26 protein-coding genes are annotated in these 20,557 nt (G+C 65.1%); 19 read left to right on the plus strand and 7 right to left on the minus strand.

The genetic code is table 11. The features are described 5' to 3' along the window. Positions 1–42: 42 nt before the first annotated feature. The 5 genes from dxs to ACT6QU_RS14085 all read left to right on the plus strand — a co-directional run bounded on the left by dxs (position 43) and on the right by ACT6QU_RS14085 (position 4,920). A complete protein-coding gene (gene dxs / locus ACT6QU_RS14065) occupies positions 43–1,965 on the plus strand; it encodes a 1-deoxy-D-xylulose-5-phosphate synthase (RefSeq protein WP_444565695.1) in 1,923 nt (640 codons plus the stop codon). Continuing rightward, the gene (locus ACT6QU_RS14070; protein ID WP_444565694.1) at positions 1,962–2,711 is read left to right on the plus strand and encodes a TlyA family RNA methyltransferase; all 750 of its coding nucleotides are present in this window, start codon (positions 1,962–1,964) and stop codon (positions 2,709–2,711) included. Before dxs ends, ACT6QU_RS14070 begins: the two co-directional genes overlap by 4 nt. Then, complete coding sequence (locus ACT6QU_RS14075; protein WP_444565693.1) at positions 2,708–3,952, plus strand: class I SAM-dependent RNA methyltransferase; 1,245 nt, start codon at positions 2,708–2,710, stop codon at positions 3,950–3,952. The genes ACT6QU_RS14070 and ACT6QU_RS14075 overlap by 4 nt, the downstream gene beginning before the upstream one ends. A gap of 100 nt (positions 3,953–4,052) precedes the next feature. Next, positions 4,053–4,418 carry an antitoxin Xre/MbcA/ParS toxin-binding domain-containing protein gene (locus ACT6QU_RS14080; protein ID WP_444565692.1) on the plus strand — a complete coding sequence of 122 codons (366 nt, stop codon included), beginning with the start codon at positions 4,053–4,055 and terminating at the stop codon, positions 4,416–4,418. Further along, positions 4,411–4,920, plus strand: coding sequence for an RES family NAD+ phosphorylase (locus tag ACT6QU_RS14085; protein ID WP_444565691.1), 510 nt, complete (start codon positions 4,411–4,413; stop codon positions 4,918–4,920). Before ACT6QU_RS14080 ends, ACT6QU_RS14085 begins: the two co-directional genes overlap by 8 nt. 1 nt (position 4,921) lies before the next feature. On the opposite strand, the gene tldD is transcribed toward ACT6QU_RS14085, so the two are convergent. Beyond that, positions 4,922–6,337, minus strand: a complete 1,416-nt coding sequence (gene tldD, locus ACT6QU_RS14090; RefSeq protein ID WP_444565690.1) for a metalloprotease TldD — start codon at positions 6,335–6,337, stop codon at positions 4,922–4,924. A 61-nt stretch (positions 6,338–6,398) separates the two neighbouring features. Continuing rightward, positions 6,399–6,767 (minus strand): winged helix-turn-helix transcriptional regulator, encoded by a 369-nt coding sequence (locus ACT6QU_RS14095; protein WP_444565689.1) that lies wholly within the window; start codon positions 6,765–6,767, stop codon positions 6,399–6,401. A gap of 103 nt (positions 6,768–6,870) precedes the next feature. Here ACT6QU_RS14095 and ACT6QU_RS14100 point away from each other — a divergent pair, with 103 nt between their 5' ends. Continuing rightward, complete coding sequence (locus ACT6QU_RS14100) at positions 6,871–7,713, plus strand: SDR family oxidoreductase (protein ID WP_444565688.1); 843 nt, start codon at positions 6,871–6,873, stop codon at positions 7,711–7,713. A 41-nt stretch (positions 7,714–7,754) separates the two neighbouring features. Here ACT6QU_RS14100 and ACT6QU_RS14105 read toward each other — a convergent pair whose 3' ends face one another. After that, positions 7,755–8,276 carry an invasion associated locus B family protein gene (locus tag ACT6QU_RS14105; protein WP_152529703.1) on the minus strand — a complete coding sequence of 174 codons (522 nt, stop codon included), beginning with the start codon at positions 8,274–8,276 and terminating at the stop codon, positions 7,755–7,757. Position 8,277: 1 nt separating this feature from the next. On the opposite strand from ACT6QU_RS14105, the gene ACT6QU_RS14110 reads away from it, so the two are divergent. From ACT6QU_RS14110 to ACT6QU_RS14140, 7 genes are all read left to right on the plus strand, one after another. Then, positions 8,278–8,508, plus strand: coding sequence for a hypothetical protein (locus ACT6QU_RS14110; protein ID WP_444565687.1), 231 nt, complete (start codon positions 8,278–8,280; stop codon positions 8,506–8,508). A gap of 87 nt (positions 8,509–8,595) precedes the next feature. Next, positions 8,596–9,474, plus strand: coding sequence for a cytochrome c oxidase subunit II (coxB, locus tag ACT6QU_RS14115; RefSeq protein ID WP_444565686.1), 879 nt, complete (start codon positions 8,596–8,598; stop codon positions 9,472–9,474). 91 nt (positions 9,475–9,565) lie between these two features. Then, a complete protein-coding gene (gene ctaD / locus ACT6QU_RS14120; RefSeq protein WP_024589073.1) occupies positions 9,566–11,215 on the plus strand; it encodes a cytochrome c oxidase subunit I in 1,650 nt (549 codons plus the stop codon). 77 nt (positions 11,216–11,292) lie between these two features. Beyond that, positions 11,293–12,231: a heme o synthase gene (locus ACT6QU_RS14125; RefSeq protein ID WP_444565685.1), complete on the plus strand. Its 939-nt coding sequence runs from the start codon at positions 11,293–11,295 to the stop codon at positions 12,229–12,231. Positions 12,232–12,233: 2 nt separating this feature from the next. After that, on the plus strand, positions 12,234–12,392 hold the full coding sequence (locus ACT6QU_RS14130) for a hypothetical protein (RefSeq protein ID WP_173401426.1): 159 nt from the start codon (positions 12,234–12,236) through the stop codon (positions 12,390–12,392). Positions 12,393–12,403: 11 nt separating this feature from the next. After that, on the plus strand, positions 12,404–13,030 hold the full coding sequence (locus tag ACT6QU_RS14135) for a cytochrome c oxidase assembly protein (RefSeq protein ID WP_444565684.1): 627 nt from the start codon (positions 12,404–12,406) through the stop codon (positions 13,028–13,030). A 1-nt stretch (position 13,031) separates the two neighbouring features. After that, positions 13,032–13,910, plus strand: a complete 879-nt coding sequence (locus ACT6QU_RS14140) for a cytochrome c oxidase subunit 3 (protein ID WP_024589077.1) — start codon at positions 13,032–13,034, stop codon at positions 13,908–13,910. A 97-nt stretch (positions 13,911–14,007) separates the two neighbouring features. Here the strand turns inward: ACT6QU_RS14140 and ACT6QU_RS14145 are convergent, their stop codons facing one another. Together ACT6QU_RS14145 and ACT6QU_RS14150 are read right to left on the minus strand one after the other, a co-directional pair. Then, a complete protein-coding gene (locus ACT6QU_RS14145) occupies positions 14,008–14,202 on the minus strand; it encodes a type II toxin-antitoxin system HicA family toxin (RefSeq protein ID WP_444565683.1) in 195 nt (64 codons plus the stop codon). 7 nt (positions 14,203–14,209) lie between these two features. Further along, positions 14,210–14,539: a DUF1902 domain-containing protein gene (locus tag ACT6QU_RS14150; RefSeq protein ID WP_444836683.1), complete on the minus strand. Its 330-nt coding sequence runs from the start codon at positions 14,537–14,539 to the stop codon at positions 14,210–14,212. On the opposite strand from ACT6QU_RS14150, the gene ACT6QU_RS14155 reads away from it, so the two are divergent. Genes ACT6QU_RS14155 through rnhA form a run of 5 tightly spaced genes read left to right on the plus strand, consistent with a single transcriptional unit; the run spans position 14,538 to position 18,250 of the window. Further along, the gene (locus ACT6QU_RS14155; protein WP_444565681.1) at positions 14,538–14,933 is read left to right on the plus strand and encodes a DUF983 domain-containing protein; all 396 of its coding nucleotides are present in this window, start codon (positions 14,538–14,540) and stop codon (positions 14,931–14,933) included. The genes ACT6QU_RS14150 and ACT6QU_RS14155 overlap by 2 nt on opposite strands. Beyond that, entirely contained in the window at positions 14,930–15,679 is a 750-nt protein-coding gene (locus ACT6QU_RS14160) for an SURF1 family protein (protein ID WP_444565680.1), read from the plus strand. The genes ACT6QU_RS14155 and ACT6QU_RS14160 overlap by 4 nt, the downstream gene beginning before the upstream one ends. A 49-nt stretch (positions 15,680–15,728) precedes the next feature. Beyond that, entirely contained in the window at positions 15,729–16,733 is a 1,005-nt protein-coding gene (gene ispH, locus ACT6QU_RS14165) for a 4-hydroxy-3-methylbut-2-enyl diphosphate reductase (RefSeq protein ID WP_444565679.1), read from the plus strand. Between the two features lie 30 nt (positions 16,734–16,763). Then, positions 16,764–17,726 (plus strand): homoserine kinase, encoded by a 963-nt coding sequence (locus ACT6QU_RS14170; RefSeq protein WP_444565678.1) that lies wholly within the window; start codon positions 16,764–16,766, stop codon positions 17,724–17,726. Beyond that, positions 17,723–18,250 carry a ribonuclease HI gene (rnhA, locus tag ACT6QU_RS14175; protein WP_444565677.1) on the plus strand — a complete coding sequence of 176 codons (528 nt, stop codon included), beginning with the start codon at positions 17,723–17,725 and terminating at the stop codon, positions 18,248–18,250. Before ACT6QU_RS14170 ends, rnhA begins: the two co-directional genes overlap by 4 nt. Here the strand turns inward: rnhA and ACT6QU_RS14180 are convergent. Then, entirely contained in the window at positions 18,247–18,732 is a 486-nt protein-coding gene (locus ACT6QU_RS14180; protein ID WP_444565676.1) for a peroxiredoxin, read from the minus strand. The genes rnhA and ACT6QU_RS14180 overlap by 4 nt on opposite strands. Positions 18,733–18,811: 79 nt before the next feature. Next, positions 18,812–19,600 (minus strand): protein-disulfide reductase DsbD domain-containing protein, encoded by a 789-nt coding sequence (locus tag ACT6QU_RS14185; protein WP_444565675.1) that lies wholly within the window; start codon positions 19,598–19,600, stop codon positions 18,812–18,814. A gap of 137 nt (positions 19,601–19,737) precedes the next feature. On the opposite strand from ACT6QU_RS14185, the gene ACT6QU_RS14190 reads away from it, so the two are divergent. Further along, positions 19,738–20,346 (plus strand): YqgE/AlgH family protein, encoded by a 609-nt coding sequence (locus tag ACT6QU_RS14190; protein WP_024589088.1) that lies wholly within the window; start codon positions 19,738–19,740, stop codon positions 20,344–20,346. Positions 20,347–20,557 lie beyond the last annotated feature (211 nt).

Raw genomic sequence — 20,557 nt, forward strand, 5'->3', positions numbered from 1 at the left:
CAAGCGAGCCACTATCTCCCCGTTAACGCGCGACGAGAGATCATGGCACCTGTGAAATCACCCCCCGAGACGCCGCTTCTGGACCAGGTCAAGGTTCCGGCGGACCTTCGCCGCCTGAAGGAAGGCGACCTGCCGCAACTGGCCGAGGAACTGCGTCACGAGCTGATCGACGCCGTTTCGCAGACCGGCGGGCATCTGGGCGCGGGGCTCGGCGTCGTCGAACTGACCGTCGCACTGCACTATGTCTTCGACACGCCCGCCGACCGCATCATCTGGGACGTCGGCCACCAGGCCTATCCGCACAAGATCCTGACCGGCCGGCGCGACCGCATCCGCACCCTGCGCCAGGAGCACGGCCTGTCCGGCTTCACCAAGCGCTCCGAAAGCGAATACGACCCGTTCGGCGCGGCGCATTCCTCGACATCGATTTCGGCCGGGCTCGGCATGGCCGTTGCGCGCGATCTTGCCGGCGCGAAGAACAACGTCATCGCGGTCATCGGCGACGGCGCGATGTCGGCCGGCATGGCCTATGAGGCGATGAACAATGCCGGCGCGCTAGACGCGCGGTTGATCGTGATCCTCAACGACAACGACATGTCGATCGCTCCGCCCTCGGGCGCGATGAGCCACTATCTCGCGCGCCTCGCTTCGGGCTCGACCTATGCCGGCATCCGCGATTTCGGAAAGAAGCTGACCTCCTATCTCGGCAAGCGCGCCGACAAGGCGATCACCCGCGCCGTCGAGCATGCGCGCGGCTACGTCACCGGTGGAACGCTGTTCGAGGAACTCGGCTTCTTCCATATCGGCCCGATCGACGGCCACAATCTGGAGCATCTCGTCCCGGTCCTGAAGAACGTGCGCGACAATGGCGAAGGGCCGATCCTGATCCATGTCGTGACCAAGAAGGGCAAGGGCTACGGGCCCGCCGAGGAAGCCGCCGACAAATATCACGGCGTCAACAAGTTCGACGTCATCTCCGGCGCGCAGGCCAAGGCCCCCGCCAATGCGCCGGCCTATACGAAGGTCTTCGCCGACGCGCTGATCCAGGAAGCGCGCGAGGACGAGAAGATCGTCGCGGTCACCGCCGCCATGCCTTCGGGAACGGGCCTCGACCATTTCGGCAAGGAATTTCCCGGCCGCACCTTCGATGTCGGCATCGCCGAACAGCACGGCGTCACCTTCGCTGCCGGCCTCGCGACCGAGGGCTTCAAGCCCTTCGCCACCATCTATTCGACCTTTCTCCAGCGCGCCTACGACCAGGTCGTCCACGACGTCGCGATCCAGAAGCTGCCCGTCCGCTTCCCGATCGACCGCGCTGGTTTCGTCGGCGCGGACGGCGCGACCCATTGCGGCGCGTTTGACGTCACCTATCTCGCCTCGCTGCCGGGCTTCGTCGTCATGGCCGCCGCCGACGAGGCGGAGCTGAAGCACATGGTGCGCACCGCCGCTGCCTATGATGACGGCCCGATCTCCTTCCGCTATCCGCGCGGCAATGGTGTCGGCGTCGAAATACCAGCGAGGGGCGAAATCCTCGAAATCGGCAAGGGCCGCATCGTCAAGCAAGGCACCAAGGTCGCGCTCCTCTCCTTCGGCACGCGCCTGGCGGACTGCCTGCTCGCAGCCGAGGAACTTGACGCGGCCGGCTTGTCCACCACCGTCGCCGATGCCCGCTTCGCGAAGCCGCTCGACGAGGACCTCGTCCGTCGCCTCGCGCGCGAGCACGAGGTGCTGATCACCGTAGAGGAAGGCGCGATCGGCGGCTTCGCCAGCCACGTCCTGCACTTCCTCGCCCATGACGGCCTGCTTGAAACCGGCATCAAGGTCCGCCCGCTGATCCTGCCGGACGAATTCACCGACCACGCGAAACCGGAAAAGATGTATGCCGATGCGGGGCTCGATTCCGCCGGCATCGTGCGCACCGTCTTCGCCGCTTTGGGCCGCGACCGCGCAGCCGCCACCGCGTGAACGCGGAAAAGCTTCGCCTCGACGAACTGCTCGTCACCCGCGGGCTCTTCGCCTCTCGCTCTCGCGCTCGCGACGCGATCCTGCGCGGCACGGTTACGGTCGTCGGCGCGGTCGTGACCAAACCCGGGCTCGGCGTTTCCTTGGATGCCGAAATCACCGTCGATGATCCGGCGCAGGATTACGTCTCCCGCGCGGCTCTCAAGCTCGTCCACGCACTCAACGCCTTCGGTCTCAATGTCACCGGCACGACCGCGCTCGACATCGGTGCCTCCACCGGCGGGTTCACGCAGATCCTGCTCGACCGCGGCGCGGCGCATGTCTTCGCCATCGATGTCGGCCATGACCAGCTTGACGCGACCCTGGCCGCGGACCCACGCGTGACCTCCATCGAGCGCCTCAACGCCCGCGACCTTTCTGCCGAGCACCTGAACGGCATCGCGCCCGATTTCCTCGTCTCCGATATCTCCTTCATCTCTCTGAAGCTGGCCCTGCCGCCCGCGCTCACATTTGCGGCGCCAGGCGCGCGCGGCGTCTTCCTCGTCAAGCCGCAGTTCGAGGCGGGCCGCGATGCGATCGGCAAGGGCGGTCTCCTGCGCGATCCGGCACAGGCGGCGATCGTCGCCGAGGACCTGCGCGCCTGGCTCGACGCCATGCCCGGCTGGCGCGCGACCGGCCTCATCCCGTCGCCCATCGAAGGTGGCGACGGCAACCGCGAATTTCTGTTGGCCGGAGTAAAGAACCGATGAGCACCGCGCTCACCATCGACCATCTGGGCGCGCAGGGCGACGGCGTCGCCCCCGCCGGCAACGGCCAGGTCTTCGTGCCCTTCACGCTGCCCGGTGAGCGCGTCACGGCCGCCGTCGGCAAGAACCGCGCCGACCTCCTCGCCATTCTCGATCCATCGCCCGAACGCGTCGCGCCGCCTTGCCGCCATTTCGGCACCTGCGGCGGCTGCGCCCTGCAGCACATGGCGATGCCCGCCTATCTTGGCTGGAAGCGCGACAAGGTCGTCGCCGCCTTGAAGGGCAGGGGCATCGACGCGCCCGTCGGCGACATCGTCGCCTGCCCGCCGCATTCCCGCCGCCGCGTCGTCTTCGCCGTCCGCCGCACCGAGCGCGGCATGCTGCTCGGCTACAATCAGGCGCTGTCGCACCAGATCGTCGACATCGAGGAATGCCCGATCTCGGTTCCGGCCATCGTCACTTCGCTCGGCAAGCTGCGCGAACTCGCGCGCATCGCATGCAACACCGGCGACGCCTTCCGCATGGCCGTCACCGCCAGCGAAACCGGCCTCGACATCGAATTGCGCGACGCGGGCAAGTTCACCGACGACGCCCGCACCGCCGTCTCCCGCTTCGCGATGAGCGCCGGCTTCGCGCGCGTGAGCGTCGACGGTGAGATCGTCATCGAGCCGAGAAAGTCGGTGCTGATGGCCGGCGAAATCGCCGTCATGCCGCCGCCCGGCGCCTTCGTGCAGGCGGTCGCCCACGCCGAAGAGGCGATGGCGACGCTCGTCACCGACCATTTGCGCAAGGCGAAGAACGTCGCCGACCTCTTCTGCGGCTGGGGCACGTTTTCGCTGAGATTGGCGAAGCGATCGCAGGTCCACGCCGTCGAGGCCGACGCCCCGGCGCTCGCCGCCCTCGACCGTGCCTTCCGTTTCGGCGAAGGCCTGAAGACCGTCACCACTGAAAAGCGCGATCTCTTCCGCCGCCCGCTCACCTTCAAGGAACTCGACGCCCGCTTCGACGGCCTCGTCTTCGACCCGCCCCGCGCCGGCGCGGAAGATCAGGCCAGGCAGATCGCCCGCTCGTCGGTTCCTCACGTCGCCGCCGTCTCCTGCAACCCCGTCACGCTCGCCCGCGACCTCGAAATCCTGATCTCTGGCGGCTACGCCCTGAAATCGGTCACGCCCGTCGACCAGTTCCTCTGGTCGCCGCATGTCGAGGCGGTTGCGCTGTTGGAGAAGCCGAAGAAGCGACGGTGAGCGCTAGCTGCACTGCGCTCGTTCCTGTCTTGAATTGAGCGTTAATTGCGCTCATATTGAGCATGAGTTTGAAATCCGGCGCACCACAGGAGGCGTGATCATGGCAACTCTGGATGCTTTCGCGTCCCATTATGGCGATGACGCGACGCCGTTCCTATCGCCGCGCCGCGTGGCCGAGCGGCTCGGCGTCACGATGAGCGAATTGGCTGGCCTCGTCGGCATTGCACGCAACACGCTTGCTTCAGTCAAAGGCGGACGCAAGGTCGACGCGGCGCTGAGCCCGTTGGTCCGCATCCTCGCCATGGCAGCGGAAATGACCGGCAACGATGCCCGCGCCGCAATCTGGTTCAAGCACCAGCCCATCCCCGGCTGGGCCGGCAAGACGGCCTACGATCTGGTCGGCGAGGGCAAGGGCGACAAGGTGCTCGCCTATCTCGAATCGGTGCGCGCCGGAATCTATGCCTGATCAGACGCCGGTCGCGCTCTGGCGCGCCTTCGTGCCGCGTTGGTCTTTCGCGCCGTTGTCGGGTGAGGGGGCGGCACGGTTCGGCGGACGCTGGAATCCGGTCGGCGCGCCGACCATCTATGCTGCGCGCGAGTTGTCGACCGCGTGGGCGGAGTACAATCAGGGCTTCGTCCAGCACCCGGCCCTGATCGTTCGCCTCGAACTATCCGACGCGACGCTTGCCGACTTGACCGATCCAGAGGCGCTTGCCGAATACGGCGCCGACGCGTCGATCCATGATTGCGAATGGCGACAGATCGTTGACGCCGGGGCGAAACCCTTAACGTACGCCCTGCGCGAGCGCCTTCTCGACCAGGGGATAGACGGCGTCGTCTATCCTTCCTTCATGTCGAAGGGCGGCACATGCGTGGCGCTCTGGCGCTGGAACAATTCGGACGGGCCGAGGCTGGAGATCATCGATCCAGAGGGCCGGCTGCCGAAGTCGGCCGCGTCCTGGATCTGACCTAAGCCTTCGTCCCACCCACCGTCATCCGATCCATCCGCAGATGCGGCTGTCCCACCCCCACCGGCACGCCCTGGCCGGCCTTGCCGCACATGCCGATGCCGGTGTCGAGCTTCATGTCGTTGCCGATCATCGAAACGCGGTGCATCGCGTCCGGCCCGTTGCCGATCAACATCGCGCCCTTGATCGGCTGCGTCACCTTGCCGTTTTCGATGCGGTAGGCTTCGGTGCAGCCGAAGACGAACTTGCCCGACGTGATATCGACCTGCCCGCCGCCGAACGAGACAGCGTAGATGCCGTCCTTCACCGAGGCGATGATCTCCTCAGGCGTATGGTCGCCGCCGGTCATATAGGTGTTTGTCATGCGCGGCATCGGCTGGTGTGCATAGGATTCGCGGCGTCCGTTGCCGGTCGGCGCCATGCCCATCAGCCGCGCGTTCTGGCGGTCCTGCATGTAGCCGACGAGCTTGCCGTCTTCGATCAGCACGGTGCGGTTGGTCGCCGTGCCTTCGTCGTCGATCGTCAGCGATCCGCGCCGCTCCGAAATCGTGCCGTCGTCGACGACCGTCACGCCTTTGGCGGCGACCTGTTGGCCCATCAGGCCGGAAAAGGCGGAGGTCTTCTTGCGGTTGAAATCGCCTTCGAGCCCGTGTCCGACGGCTTCATGCAGCATCACGCCCGGCCAGCCATTGGCGAGCACGATGTCGAACGTGCCGGCCGGCGCGTCCTCGGCTTCGAGGTTCACCAACGCCTGCCGCAGCGCCTCGCTTGCCGCGAACTGCCAGCTTTCGTCGGCGAGGAATTCGCCGAAGCCCTTGCGCCCGCCCGCGCCGTAGGAGCCCGTTTCCTGCCGGTCACCATCGCCGACGACGACCGCGACGTTGAAGCGGACGAGAGGGCGCACGTCGGTCGCGATCCGCCCGTCCGCGCGTACGATCTCGACATGCTGCCACGACGCGGCAAGCGAGGCCGTCACCTGCCGCACACGCGGGTCGCGCCCCCGCAACCAGGCGTCGATGTCCTGCAGAAGCTTCACCTTCTCAGCAAAGCCGGGCTCGGCGATCGGGTTGGCGTCGCCGTAAAGTTTCCGGTTGGTACCCTGCGGCGCGGCGGCAAGCGTGCCCGAATGGCCCGCCTTCACGGCGCCGACCGCATCCGCGGCGCGCAAGAGCGCTGCCTGCGACAATTCATTGGCATGCGCATAGCCGACCGCTTCGCCCGCGACCGCGCGCAGCCCGAACCCCTTGTCGGTGTTGAAACTTGCCGTCTTCAGCCGGCCATTGTCGAACACCAGCGCCTCGCCCTCGCGATATTCGAGGAAGAGCTCGCCATCGTCCGACCCGCCAACCGTCTCGGCGACGATCCGGCGCACGGCCTCTTCGGAAATGTCGAACTGTTCGATCAAGCGCTGGGTCACGAGAGGTCTCCGTGGGGATTCGTTCAGGCCTATATAGGCAGGCCGCTCGTCCGGCGCGACCTCAGACCCCGACTTTACGATGCGCTGCAATCGCTGGCAGGCTCGTCTCGATCCAGTCGGCAAGCGCAGCGACTCTTTCGGCGGCCTCCAGCCCGAGCGGCGTCAGGCTGTAGTCGACATGCGGCGGCACGACCTCATGTGCCACGCGCTTCACGAGCCCGTCACCTTCGAGCCATTGCAGCGTCTGCGCCAGCATCCGCTCGCTGACGCCACCGACGCGCCGTCGCAACTGGCTGAACCGCAGTGTCTTGTCCTGCAAGGCGATCAGCACGAGCACGCCCCATCGGCTGGTCACGTGTTTCAAGACTTCGCGCGAAGGGCACGCAGCAGCCATCAGGTCGCCTCGCTCCATTTTAGCGGTCAGATTCATGAAACGCTCCGTCCATCCATAAAACCATACTTACATAAATGTAGGTACTTACGAAAAATTAGCAACGTGCCTACATGAGTTCCACCAACAAAGGAGACCCAAGATGACAATTGCAGTGACAGGCGCGACCGGCCAACTCGGCCGCATCGTAATCGATAAATCAAAGGCGCAGACGAAAGAACAGATCATCGCTCTGGTCCGTTCGCCGGAAAAGGCCGCCGATCTCGGCGTCGAGGTCCGTCGCGCGGACTATGAGGACGAAGCTTCGCTCGATGCCGCCCTGAAGGGGGTCGATACCCTGCTTTTGATCTCGTCGAGCGAAGTCGGCAAGCGCGCAGCCCAGCATTACAACGTCATCGAGGCGGCGAAGAAGAACGGCGTGAAGCGGATCGTCTATACGAGCCTTTTGCGCGCGGACACCTCGCCGCTTAGCCTTGCTGCCGAACATGCCGAGACGGAGAAGCAACTGAAGGCGTCCGGCATCCCCTACACGATCCTCCGCAACGGCTGGTACACGGAAAACTACACCGGCTCGCTGGAAGGGGCCGTTGCAGCTGGCGCGCTGATCGGCTCGGCGGGCGAGGGGCGCATCGCATCTGCGGCGCGGGCCGACTATGCGGACGCAGCTGTGGCGGTGCTGACGACTCCCGGCCATGACGGCAAGACATATGAACTTGCCGGAGACGATTCGTTCTCGCTGGCTGAACTGGCTGCGGAAGTCTCGAAGCAGACGGGTAAACCGATCGCCTATACCGACACGCCGCAAGCCGACTACGCCAGGACCCTCGAGGGATTCGGACTACCTGCCGGCCTCAGCGCTGCGATCGCAGGTTGGGATGCGGCTGCCGGAAAGGGCGCGCTTTTCGATGATGGTCGCACGCTTTCGAAGCTGATCGGGCGTCCGACGACCCCGTTCGCTCAAACCGTGAAGGCGGCGCTTGCCTGAATAGACTAAGAAAACGGCGGAGTGATCCGCCGTTTTTTTGTTTATGGAAGGGCGTCGAAGCCTTCGCCGAAGCCTTCGAGCTCGACCGGAATGCCGATGCCTTCCTCGGGCGTCTGAAAGACGATGAACGTTGCCGCATCGCCGTTCCTCAGCGTCGTCTTCAGCGGCTCCTCGAGGATCACCTCGGCATAGCAGCCATCCTGGAAGCAGCGCACGAAATAGGCGCGGCCGATGTCCTCGCCGTCGACGTTGAGGCCGAGCCCGTTGGGCAGGAGCACGCCGAGCGGCGCCAGCACGCGCAGGATTTCGGCCTGGTTGTCGGCGGTCTTCAGCACCACGACGGAAAGCCCGACCTCCGGCCGGTCTTCGGCGACGACGTTCTGGATCAGCGCACATTGCTCGGAGGTCGAGCCGGCGGGCGTGTCGCAGATCAGCGACCACGCGCCATGCGTGGAGCGCACCGCGCCTTGCGGCGCCTGCTGCGCCAGTGCGCTGCCGGAAATCAGGGCGGCGCCGATGGTGAGCGTGGCAAGGGCCGGGCGGAGGCTTGGGAAGAGCGTCATCTTGATCCTGCGAATCGCGGATGGAGGTGGGAACAAGGTGTATCGCAAGACGCGCATCATCTTCCACACCTTGTTTGTCGAAGGCCGGCCGATGGCGGTTGCGGGCCGATCCGGCAGGGTTTTTCCACAAATCGAGCGAATTGAGGGCGCTTTGGCGCGCTTGGTGTGCGCGCGCGCAAAAATGCCGCACACATCCATTGATGGCTTTCTTGCGGTCGAACCCGGAGTATGATTTGAACGCGCGACGAAAGCCATGCAATCCGCGTGGCGGCTGCCGCATTGGCGCTGCGCGACGGACGATCCGGGAGACGAGAGGGTGATGAAGAAGTTCCTTTTGGGCCTCAGCACGGCAGGCGCCGCACTGGCGGCGACGGCCGCGTTGGCCGACCAGCCGCGCCCCTGGCAGCTTGGCTTCCAGGAAGCCGCGACGCCGATCATGGAGCAGATCCGCTGGTTCGAGCAGTACACGCTGTGGTTCATCGTGCCGATCACCCTGTTCGTGTCGGCGCTGCTCGCCTGGGTCATCATCAAGTACCGCGCGAGCAAGAATCCGGTGCCGTCGCGCACCAGCCACAACACGCTGATCGAGGTCGTCTGGACCGTAGCGCCGGTGGTGATTCTGCTTTTTCTGGCGGTTCCGTCCTTCCAGCTTCTGACCGCCCAATACGATCCCGACGAAGACCCGACGATGACGGTCAAGGCGACCGGCTTCCAGTGGTACTGGGAATATGAGTACCAGGCCGACACCGAAGAGGATCAGACGGTCACCTTCTCCTCGATCATGCTGCAGGAAGGCGACCGCGCCGCTGCCGGCAAGGAGGACATGGCGACCTATCCGCGGCTCCTCGCCGTCGACAATGAAGTCGTCGTGCCGGTCGACACCACGGTTCGCCTCCTCGTCACCGCAGCCGACGTTCTGCACGCCTTCGCGATGCCCGCTTTCGGCGTCAAGGTCGATGCCGTGCCGGGCCGCATCAACGAAACGTGGTTCCGCGCCACGCGGGAAGGTCTCTACTATGGCCAGTGCTCGGAGCTGTGCGGCAAGGATCACGCCTTCATGCCGATCGCCATCCGCGTCGTGAGCCAGGAGCTTTTCGACGAGTGGCGGGTCGCCGCCGGCGAAAATCTCGGCGATGCGAACCGCGCGCTGACCGCCGCGATCGAAGGCACCCAGGACGTAGCTGACGCCGGCAACTGAGCCGACAGATTACTGATTGAGCATCGGAATCCCCGAAAACCGGATTCCACCTTTCGGTCCGATGCTACCGAACAATGAACGGAGCGGGAAAATGGCAGGCGCTGCTGCTCACGACGACCACGATCACAAGCCTTACGGCTGGACGCGCTGGGTCTATTCGACGAACCACAAGGATATCGGCACCCTCTATCTGATCTTCGCGATCTTTGCGGGCGTCGTCGGCGGCTTCATGTCGGTCATGATGCGCTGGGAGCTCCAGGAGCCGGGCATCCAGATCTTCCACGGCCTTGCCTCGATGGTCTACGGCATCCCCGAGGATGCCGCGCTCGACGCCGGCAAGCACATGTACAACGTGTTTACGACCGGCCACGGCCTGATCATGATCTTCTTCATGGTCATGCCCGCGCTGATCGGCGGCTTCGCCAACTGGATGATCCCGATCATGATCGGCGCGCCGGACATGGCGTTCCCGCGTCTGAACAACATTTCGTTCTGGCTGCTTCCGCCCGCCTTCCTGCTGCTGCTCATCTCGATGTTCGTCCCCGGCGCGGCCGGCGGCTATGGCGTGGGCACCGGCTGGACGATGTATCCGCCGCTTTCGACCATGGGTTCGCCCGGGCCGGCGATGGATTTGGCGATCCTGTCGCTGCATATCGCCGGCGCCTCGTCGATCCTTGGCGCGATCAACTTCATTACCACCATCTTCAACATGCGCGCCCCGGGCATGACGCTGCACAAGATGCCGCTCTTCGCCTGGTCGGTGCTGATCACCGCCTTCCTCCTGCTGCTGTCGCTCCCGGTTCTGGCCGGCGGCATCACCATGCTCCTGACGGACCGCAATTTCGGCACGGCCTTCTTCGCGCCCGAAGGCGGCGGCGACCCGATCCTCTACCAGCACCTTTTCTGGTTCTTCGGTCACCCGGAAGTCTATATCCTGATCCTGCCGGGCTTCGGCATCGTCAGCCACATCATCGCGACCTTCTCGCGCAAGCCCGTCTTCGGCTATCTCGGCATGGCCTACGCCATGGTCGCGATCGGCGCCGTCGGCTTCGTCGTGTGGGCGCACCACATGTACACGACCGGCCTGTCGCTCAACACGCAGCGCTATTTCGTGTTCGCGACGATGGTCATCGCGGTGCCGACAGGCATCAAGATCTTCTCCTGGATCGCGACGATGTGGGGCGGGTCGATCTCGCTGCGCACGCCGATGCTGTGGGCGATCGCCTTCATCTTCCTGTTCACCGTCGGTGGCGTGACGGGCGTCCAGCTCGCCAATGCCGGCCTCGACCGCTCCTATCACGACACCTACTACGTCGTTGCGCACTTCCACTACGTGCTGTCGATGGGTGCCGTGTTCGCGATCTTTGCGGCCTGGTACTACTGGTTCCCGAAGATGACCGGCTACATGTACAATTCGTTCATCGCCCGTCTGCACTTCTGGATCACCTTCGTCGGCGTGAACCTGATCTTCTTCCCGCAGCACTTCCTGGGTCTGGCCGGCATGCCGCGCCGCTACATCGACTATCCGGATGCGTATGCGGGCTGGAACCTCGTCTCGTCTTACGGCTCGTACCTTTCGGCCATCGGCGTGCTGGTCTTCCTCTACGGCGTCTTCGAGGCCTTCTCGAAGAAGCGCGAGGCCGGCGCCAATCCGTGGGGCGAGGGTGCGACGACGCTCGAATGGCAGCTCTCTTCGCCACCTCCGTTCCACCAGTGGGAACAGCTTCCCAAGGTCAAGTGACCTCGCAATACGGCACCCAACAACGAAACCGCCGGCCATCCGGCGGTTTCTCCGAATAAGAGAGTGACGAGTAGCAAATGGCCCTGGTCGAAAAGCACAGCCTGACGGACGCGCCGGAATTCCGCGTGTCCGAAGCCATGCCCGGCGACTTCCTGGCGCTGTTGAAGCCGCGCGTCATGTCGCTGGTGATCTTCACCGCCTTCGTCGGTCTGGCGACGGCGCCCGGCGCGATCGATCCGGTCCTCGCGCTGATCGCGATCCTCGCCATCGCCGTCGGCGCCGGTGCATCCGGCGCGTTGAACATGTGGTACGACGCGGACATCGACGCCGTCATGTCGCGCACCGCCAAGCGACCGATCCCGGCCGGCAAGGTGACGCCCGACCAGGCGCTCGCCTTCGGCATCGTGCTGTCGGTCCTGTCCGTGATGACCCTCGGCCTCTTGGTCGACCCGCTCGCCGGCGCGCTCCTCGCCTTCACCATCTTCTTCTACGCCGTCGTCTATACGATGTGGCTGAAGCGCTCGACGCCGCAGAACATCGTCATCGGCGGCGCCGCCGGCGCCTTCCCGCCGATGATCGGCTGGGCCGCCGTCACCGGCTCCGTCTCGCTCGAAAGCGTCGTCCTCTTCCTCATCATCTTCCTGTGGACGCCGCCCCATTTCTGGGCGCTGGCGCTCTTCAAGTCGCAGGACTACGGCAGCGTCGGCATCCCGATGATGCCGAACGTCGCAGGCGAGGCGTCGACCAAGCGCCAGATTTTCGCCTATTCGCTGCTCGTCGCCGCCATCGGCGTCGCGCCCTGGCTGATCGGCATGACGTCCGCGGTCTATGGCGTCGTCGCGCTGGCGTTCGGCGCGGCCTTCGTCTGGTATGCTTGGAAGGTCCTCAAGATGCCCGAATCGGACCGGGCGATGGGCCCCGCCAAGGCGCTGTTCGGCTATTCGCTGGTCTACCTTTTCGCGATCTTCGCCGTACTGCTCGCCGACGTGGCCATCGGCCGCCTGATGGGGCTTTGATCATGGAGCCGCTCGAGACCGTCGAACTCACCGAACAGCAGAAGAAGGCGCGCCGCCGCCGCTCGGTCGCCATCGCGCTCGCGCTCGTCGCGCTGGTCGTCATCTTCTACGTCGCGACGCTGACCAAGTTCGGTCCCGAAATCCTCGTTCGGCCGATGTAAGGAGGCAGGCGATGGCTCAGAACTATACGCTCGACAAGGACAAGCAGAAGCGCAACCGCACCGTCGCGATTGCCTGCACCGTGTTCTTTTCCTCGATGATCGGCGTCGCCTATGCGGCGGTTCCGCTTTACGAACTCTTCTGCCAGATCACCGGCTATGGCGGCACGACGCAGCGCGTCGAGCAGTATTCCCGGACCGTGCTCGACCGCGACATCAACGTCCGCTTCGATGCCAATGTCTCGGGTGGCCTGTCGTGGAAGTTCGAGCCCGTCCAGCGCTCGACGACGCTGAAGATCGGCGAGACGACGCAGGTCGCCTACCGCGCGACCAATACCTCGAAGCGCCCTGCCATGGGCCGCGCGAGCTTCAACGTCTCGCCGCATCTGGCCGGCGCCTATTTCATGAAGGTGGAATGCTTCTGTTTCACCGATACCGAATTGCAACCGGGCGAATCCATGGATATGCCGGTTGTCTTCTATGTCGATCCTGAGATCGTGAACGTTCCCGAACTCAAGGACGTCAGGACGATTACGCTGTCCTACACCTTCTTCCCCGTCGCCGAGCCCGCCTCGGTCGCCGCGAAGTCGGGTGAGGGGGACAAGAACAACGCAGCGGCCGATTCCGAATTCGGGGGTTGAAATGGCAGACGCACACGCAAAGAACCACGACTACCACATTATCGACCCGAGCCCCTGGCCGTTCATCGCCTCCGTCGGCGCCTTCATCATGATGCTCGGCGGCGTCGGCTACCTCCAGTACCTGAATGGCGGCCAGTTCCGCCTTCTGGGCATCAATCTGGCGGGTCCCTGGCTGTTCTATATCGGCCTCGCGATCATCCTCTACGTCATGTATGCGTGGTGGTCGGACACGATCAAGGAAGGCCGCGAAGGCCACCACACCCGCGTCGTGTCGCTTCACCTGCGCTACGGCATGATCATGTTCATCGCCTCCGAGGTGATGTTCTTCGTCGCCTGGTTCTGGGCCTTCTTCGACGCCAGCCTGTTTTACGACGAGGCCGCCCAGGTCGCGCGGACGGAGTATACGGGCGGTCAGTGGCCGCCGGCCGGCATCGAGGTCCTCGACCCGTTCCACCTGCCGCTCTACAACACGATCATCCTGCTCCTGTCGGGCACCACGGTCACCTGGGCGCACCATGCGCTGCTGCATGACGACCGCAAGGGCCTGATCTGGGGCCTTGCGCTCACGGTCGTGCTCGGCATCCTCTTCTCCTGCGTCCAGATCTACGAGTATTCGGTCGCCCCGTTCGACTTCGCCGGCTCCATCTACGGCGCCACCTTCTACATGGCGACCGGCTTCCACGGCTTCCACGTCTTCGTCGGCACGATCTTCCTGATCGTCTGCCTGGTCCGCGCGATGAATGACGGCTTCACCAAGGAGAAGCATTTCGGCTTCGAGGCGGCTGCCTGGTACTGGCACTTCGTCGACGTCGTCTGGCTGTTCCTCTTCGTCGCCATCTACGTCTGGGCCTCCATCGGCGCCCCGATCGCCCACCACTGACCGGTTCGGTCACCGAAACGAAAAACGGCCGCGCCAAAGCGCGGCCGTTTTGCTTTTGACGCGCGGGATGACGGAATTCGGCGTCGCTCGACCGGCCTCAGAATGCTTTTGGCAGACCTGCCTGTTTCAGCGTTTCGTTGGCCGTGTGCCGCGATTTCGTTCCGCGATCGATCGTGAAGTATCGATTGCTGATCGGGCTGAACCAGATTTCGTGATCACCACGGCCATCGCGATGGAAATGGCAGCCGCTCTCTTCGAGGAGCCGCTTCAGTTCCTTCAAATAGCTGGCCATGGTCCGTTTAGTGCCGGGGATTCGTCACGCGCGAGACATGCTGCGCAAGGAAATGGACTGGAATTTCGGCGAGCTCGAACGCATCGCCGTTGAGTTCAAGCAGGTCCTCGATGGCGGCCAGCACTTTCGGCTCTAGCGCTTCGATAGTAGCCGCTTCGACGCTGAGGCCCGATATGTCTCCACTGGACGCGACCCAGACCCGCGCGTCGTCATCCCATTCCGCTCGGACGATGATTGAAGAATGTGGCATCCCGAACTCCCCGTGCGTCCACGTCACATTGGTGCTTACAGCTAGATACGCTATCAACGCCTTCATTGTTAGTAGGAGCCTGTCCATGAGCGCTGGCGCAGATGACCGCGCACACTACCCGCACGTCGACCCGGTCCGCGCGGGGCTGGCCGCGCGCTGCCCGCGTTGCGGGGAGGGGCGGTTGTTCTCGGGCTTCCTCGCCGTCGACGCCCGCTGCGAGGCCTGCGGGCTCGACTATTCGTTCGCCGATTCCGGCGACGGGCCGGCCGCCTTCGTCATTCTGATCATCGGCTTCGTGGTCGTGGGGCTCGCGCTCTACGTCGAAGTATCCTACCAGCCGCCGCTCTGGCTGCACTTCCTGATCTGGGTGCCGCTCGCCATCGGGCTTTCCCTCGGCGCCATGCGCCTCGCCAAGGGCCTCCTCATCACGCTTCAATATGCCAACAAGGCGGCCGAAGGCCGGCTCGACAGACCGAAATGACCGATATCGAAACACCCCGCATGGGCCGCTTCTGGGCGGCCGGCCTCGGCATCGGCAGCGTCGTCGTGCTCGTTGCCCTGCTCGTCCTCGGCACCTGGCAGGTGCAGCGCCTGCACTGGAAGGAAGACCTTCTGGCGACGATCGCCGAGCGCATCGCCGGCGCCCCGCGCCCGCTCGCCGAGATCGAGGCGCTGGAAGCTGGCGCCGGCGACGTCGACTACTGGCCGGCGTGGGTCGAAGGCACGTTCGTCCACGGTTCGGAGCGGCATTTCTTCGCCACCCACCAGGGCGGGTCGGGCTATTACGTCTATACGCCGTTGCGGCTCGACGATGGCCGCTTCCTGTTCGTCAATCGCGGCTTCGTGCCTTTCGATCGCAAGGATGCCCAGACCCGCGCAGAAGGTCAGGTGGAGGGACGCGTCACGATCGAAGGGCTCGCCCGCGATCGCCTCCACGAAAAGCCATCCTTCATCGTGCCCGAGAACGAGCCGGAGAAGAACATCTTCTTCTGGAAGGACATCGACCAAATGGCCGCGACGGCGGGCCTGCCCGATGGGGTCGAGGTGCTGCCCTTCTTCCTCGACGCCGACGAGACCGCCAATCCGGGCGGCCTGCCGATCGGCGGCGTCACCATGATCGACTTGCCCAACAACCATCTCCAATACGCGATCACCTGGTACGGCCTCGCCCTCGCGCTCGTCGGCGTGCTGGCCGCCTGGTTCTGGCGATCGCGGCGCAAACCTTGACACCGGCCGGTCGAGACCGCATGTCCGGGCCTTCGCGAAGAGAGATGTGATGACCGTCGAGAAGCGCCCCCTGACGTTGAGACTGTGCGAGCCGCGCGGCTTTTGCGCCGGCGTCGACCGCGCCATCCAGATCGTGGTTCTGGCGCTGAAGAAATACGGGTCGCCCGTCTATGTCCGCCACGAGATCGTTCACAACAAGTACGTGGTGGAGGGGCTGAAGGCGCGCGGCGCGGTGTTCATCGAGGAACTCGAGGAAATCCCTGCGGCCCACGCCGACAAGCCGGTCGTCTTTTCCGCCCATGGCGTGCCGAAATCGGTGCCGGCGGATGCGCAGGCGCGCAATCTCTTCTACCTCGATGCGACCTGCCCGCTCGTCTCCAAGGTCCACAAGCAGGCGATGCGCCATTCGCGCCTCGGCCGCCATGTCGTGCTGATCGGCCATGCCGGCCATCCCGAAGTCATCGGCACGATGGGCCAGTTGCCCGAGGGCGACGTGACGCTGGTCGAGACCGAGGCGGAAGTCGCCACCCTCGATTTCGCGCCCGAGACGGATCTCGGCTTCGTCACCCAGACGACGCTTTCCGTCGAGGACACCGCCGGTGTCATCCGTGCGCTGCAGGAGCGGTTCCCGCACATCCAGGCGCCCGCCGCCGAATCGATCTGCTATGCGACGACGAACCGCCAGGAGGCAGTCAAGGAAGCGGCTCCCGGCGCCGATTTCTTCCTCGTCGTCGGCGCCCCGAATTCTTCCAATTCACGCCGCCTCGTCGAGGTCGCCGAGCGGGCAGGGGCGACGCGTGCGCTTCTGGTCCAGCGCGAGAGCGAGATTCCGTGGGACGAGATCGGCGACATCTCGGTCCTCGGCCTGTCGGCCGGCGCCTCGGCGCCCGAGATCATCATCGACGAGATCATCCAGGCCTTCCGCGCCCGTTACGACGTCACGCTCGACGTGGTGATCACCGCCGAGGAAACCGAGAACTTCCCCGTCATGAGCGCGCTGCGTGATGTGGAATTGACGAATGCCGACATGGCGTTCGTCAACGGAAGCGTCTAGACGATATCAAATCGCACGCTTCGGGTTTCCATGGCCGTCTATACCGACATCAACGAGATCGAACTCGCCGACTTCCTGACGGCCTATGACATCGGCACGCTGACCTCCTACAAGGGCATCGCCGAGGGCGTCGAGAACACGAACTATCTGCTCCACACGACGGCCGGCGTCTATTTCCTGACGCTCTACGAAAAACGGGTCAACCGCGACGACCTGCCGTTCTTCCTCGGCCTGAAGCAGCATCTGGCCGCGCGCGGCGTGCGCTGCCCGGTGCCGATCGCGCCGAAGGCCGGCCCCCTGATCGGCGAACTTGCCGGCCGTCCCGCCGCCATAGTCTCCTTCCTCGAAGGCATGTGGCCGCGCCGCCCGAGCGCCGAACAGTGCCGCGCGGTGGGCGAAGCGCTCGCACGCATGCACCTGGCCGGCGCGGACTTCACGATGACGCGCCCCAACGCGCTTTCGATCGAAGGCTGGCGCGCGATCTGGGACAAGGCCCATCCCAGCGCCGACGAGGTCGAGCCGGGCCTCGCCGCCGAGACCGACGCCGACCTTGCCCGCGTCGAAGCGGACTGGCCGCGCGACTTACCCGTCGGCACCATCCACGCCGATCTCTTCCCCGACAACGTGCTCTTCCTCGGCGCGGAGCCCGGCCTGATCGACTTCTACTTCGCCTGCACCGATTTCCTCGCCTACGACGTCGCGATCTGCCTCAACGCATGGTGCTTCGAGCGCGACCACGCCTTCAACCTGACCAAGGGCGCCGCACTCCTGAAGGGCTACACCTCCGTCCGCCCGCTCTCCGAAGCCGAAGCCGCCGCCTTGCCGACGCTCGCCCACGGCGCGGCGCTGCGCTTCATGCTGACCCGGCTCTACGACTGGGTGAACACGCCGGCCGGCAGCCTCGTCGTCAAGAAGGACCCGCTCGAATATCTGCGCAAGATGCGCTTCCACCGGCAGGTGGCCTCCGCCGCCGAATACGGACTGCCCCGATGACCAAACATGTCGACATTTTCACCGACGGCGCCTGCTCGGGCAATCCGGGGCCCGGCGGCTGGGGCGCGATCCTGCGCTTCGGCGACATCGAAAAGGAACTGTCCGGCGGCGAAGCCGACACGACCAACAACCGCATGGAACTCCTAGCCGCCATCTCGGCTCTGCAGGCGCTGAAGGAGCCGGTCAAGGCCGATCTCTACACGGACTCCAACTACGTCCGCGACGGCCTGACCAAGTGGATTCACGGCTGGAAGAAGAATGGCTGGCGAACCGCCGACAAGAAGCCGGTCAAGAACGCCGAATTGTGGCAGGCGCTCGACGCCGCGCGCCAGAAGCACGACGTCACGCTGCACTGGGTCAAAGGCCATGCCGGCCACCCCGAAAACGAGCGCGCCGACGAACTCGCCCGCCTCGCCATGGCCCCCTTCAAGTCAAAGAAAAAGGCGCCCCCGGCAACCCCCGAGACGCCTCTCGCACCGGCCCGAAAGCCGCGCCTGATGGGCAATGCGACCCGTAAAGCCTAGAGCGTCTCCAAAATCTTCGCCGCGCCCGATTCAACCGCCTTGCCGGGCGCGTCGCCGCTGTGGAGCGCGGTGATCGTGCCGTCCTCGACGATCATCGAGAAACGCGTTGCGCGCAGGCCCATGCCGGCGGCCGAAAGGTCGACGTCGAGCCCGCACTTCTTGGCGAATTCGCCGCTGCCGTCGGCCAGGAACACGAGCTTGCCTTCGCCGCCGGTGAAGCGCGCCCAGGCGGTCATGACGTGGATGTCGTTGACGGCGACGACGGCGATCGTGTCGACGCCCTTGGCCTTCAGCGCGTCGTAATTCTCCAGATAGCCCGGCAGATGGTTGTTCGAGCAGGTCGGCGTGAACGCGCCCGGCACGCCGAACAGCACCACCTTCTTGCCGGCCGTCAGTTCGCCGGTGGTGATCGCGACGGGGCCGTCCGCGCCGATCGTCTTGAAGGTCGCGTCAGGCAGTTTGTCGCCAACCGAAATCGTCATGTCTTCGCTCCGAATTATTGGGAGTTCCGCGATAGCGGGCCGCGCCCGCCTTGGCAATGCGTCAGGGCAGGTCAGGGCGTCAGGGCAGGGCGAGCGTGCCGGCCACCGCCTCGTCGCCGGCGACCAGCGTATAGTCGGCGGCAATCGCGCCGCCCTTCGCCGGCGCCACGATGCGCGCGGTGAACGTCCCGCCCTTGGTCCCGGGCGCAAATTCCGGCGCGGCGAGCATCAGCCCGTCATGCCCGGCAAGGAAGAGATCGGCCCTGTCGATCCCCTCGGGAAGGTCGACCTCGATCTCGAGCGCGTCCCCATTGCGCGTTGCCCCGACGACCTCGAACCCGTCCTGCGCCTCGGCCGGCAGATTGGCGAAGGCGGCCTTGATGCCGGCCTCGTCGATCGGGCCGACATCCTCGCCGGGCGTCACCGTCAGCGTCGCCTGCACGGGCACGCAGATCGTCTCGCAGACGCCGAGGAACACGTCGATACCGAGCGCGCCGCGGTCGGTGCCGAGACCCTTCACGACGACGGGCAGGGTGACGTCGCCGGCATAGCCCGCCCATTGCGAGGTGCCGTCGTCGAAGCGCTGCGGCGCGGGAAAGAGAAGCGCGACGTCTTCGGCCGATGCATCCTGGTGCAGCGAAATCTGCGGCGCGACGCCGCTCTCCCCCGGCTCGCGCCAATAGGTCTTCCAGCCCTCGTCGAGCTGGATTTCGATGGCGCCGCGCAAGGTGCCGTCACCGTCCGCCGTCCGCTCGGTTACCAGCCGCAGCTTGCCGCCGGTCATCTCGTGCCAGTCGCTGGCGCCGGCATGGGCGGCGACCGGCGCGAGCAGGAAAAGGCCGGCAAGGCGGAAGGATCGAAGGTTCATGCGTGGGGTTTTGGCCCGCCGCGCGCCCTTTGGCAATCTCCCGACGCCCTTGCCAGGATCATTTCGCAGTGATCGCCGTTCAACAAATGACATCGGCTTGACTTTCGCCTTTACCGGAAACGCGTTACGCTTTCGCCATGGACATACTCGGCCACAGGAAGGGTGCAACCGCTCAGGGGTTCCTCGAGAACCAGTTCCTGATCGCGATGCCCGGCATGCAGGACGAGCGTTTCGAGCGCTCCGTGGTCTATCTGTGCGCGCATTCGGAAGAGGGCGCGATGGGGCTGATCGTCAACCAGCCGCAGCAGCTTCTGTTTCCCGATCTTCTGGTGCAACTCGACGTGCTGGAGGAGGAGGAGGCGATCCGCCTGCCCGAACCTGCGCGCTCGATCATCATCCGCAATGGCGGCCCGGTCGATCGCTCGCGCGGCTTCGTCCTGCATTCGGACGACTACATGGTCGAATCCTCGCTGCCCGTCGCCGGCGACGTGTGCCTGACGGCCACCATCGACATCCTGCGCGCGATCTCGACCGGCAAGGGCCCGCGCCGTGCCCTGATGGCGCTCGGCTATTCGGGCTGGGGTGCCGGCCAGCTCGAGCAGGAAATCGCCGAAAACGGCTGGCTCACCTGCCCGGCCAGCCCCGGCCTGCTGTTCGATGGCGATCTCGGCAGCCAGTACGACCGGGTCCTCGCCTCCATCGGCATCGACCTCACTCGCCTCAGCGCACAGGCTGGCCACGCCTGAGATTGCCGCGCCGCCGGTTTTCCTGAAGAAGACCCCCACCCTTCATCCCTCCCCACAAGGGGGGGGAGACGTGATCGTCGAGCACTCGCTGCCGCTGGGCACCCAGCTTGACGGTTGGAATCGGCGCTGACGAACTCCCTCCCCCTTGTGGAGATCGTTGCAAAATTGGCTGATTGTGATTCAGTCGTCTTTGTTTGGAGGCGGTTTGATG

Origin of the sequence: Aliihoeflea sp. (assembly GCF_052435475.1) — a bacterium.
Lineage (GTDB): Bacteria > Pseudomonadota > Alphaproteobacteria > Rhizobiales > Rhizobiaceae > Aliihoeflea.